Source organism: Cupriavidus sp. GW823-FHT06D04 (genome assembly GCF_058795055.1).
In genome coordinates this window covers 1-1232 of record NZ_JBXAHL010000108.1, presented here as the reverse complement: position 1 = coordinate 1232, position 1232 = coordinate 1, and the positions used below count along the sequence as shown (strand labels likewise).

1 protein-coding gene is annotated in these 1232 nt (G+C 58.2%); it reads right to left on the bottom strand.

Going from position 1 to position 1232, the window contains the following annotated elements:
* Positions 1-285: 285 nt before the first annotated feature.
* On the bottom strand, positions 286-1232 hold a 947-nt coding region (locus AC1Q7H_RS39770; protein WP_492316804.1), incomplete at its 5' end, for an IS110 family RNA-guided transposase.

Below are 1232 nucleotides of genomic sequence, written 5' to 3'. Positions count from 1 at the left end.
TATATGAACGCCTCCCGTTTGCGAGGTTTTTGTGCGCTCTGACCTGACTAGGTTGGGTTGCGGCTTTATATCCGACCTGATTGCAGCCCTGATAGGCTGCGGGCCCCGATGAAATTCGCTGACTCGCACCTCATTTCCCGTAAGAGCTCGAAGCTCTTTGTCATATACAGGTTTAGCAAGTCACGGTCCGACCTGATTAGTCATCACACTCAATCGCCAACGCAACCGCTTCGACATGTCCCTCCCGATGCAGACGGTTAATGTGTTCCGCTCGGCGCACGCCCTTCATGTGGGTTTCACGCTTACGAAATCCTTCTCGTAGTGCCGATCATGGGCAAGGATCGCCCAAATTGTGCGAGCCATCTTGTTGGCCAAGGCTACGAGTACAACGTTCGGTGGTCGTCGTTTTCCGATGCGCTCGACCCATTGCCCGGGATCCTTCGCGTTGTACAACACACCGCGAGCGCCGTGAATCAACAGCGTGCGCAGATACGTATCCCCTCTCTTACTGATCCCCAGCAAGAGCACCTTGCCGCCGGAACCCGTTTGTCTGGGTACCAAACCGAGCCAAGCTGCAAACTCGCGCCCCGATCTGAATGACTTGGGGTCTCCCATCGTTGCCACGGCTGCGGTCGCTGTCAGCACGCCGATGCCGGGGATGTCGATAATCGCCTTGACAGCCTTATCCTCTCGCATCCATTGTCGCAGCCGTCGCTCGATCCCGGCGATCTGCTCGTCGAGCTTCCCCAGACCGTTCCACTGCTCTCGCAGCGTGTCGATTAGCACGGCCGGCAAGCGATCGGCGACCCGTGCCAGCACAAGGGGCATCGCCTTGTCTAGCGCAGTGCGGCCCAGGCCCATCACTTCGCCATACTCAGTCAGCAGACCTCGCAGATTGTTGATCTGCATCGTGCGGAACTTGACCAGTTGTTGCCGCATGCGGTGCAGTGCCAGCACGGCCTGCTGCCCTTCAGTTTTCACGGCCACCGACTTTCCGGGCTGCTGCACCGCTAGCCAGATTGCACGCGCATCGGCCGGGTCGTTCTTGTTGCCAATGTTGAAGGCCTTGACGAATTTGGCGGGCATCAGCTTGACTTGGTGCCCCATTGCGACAAGGCGCCGCGCCCAGTGCTGCGAGCCGCCGCAGGCTTCCATGCCGATTAAGCAAGGTTCGCGATTAGCAAAATGCTCCAGAAAGACTGCTCGCTTAAGACGTTTGCTCATGATCTCGC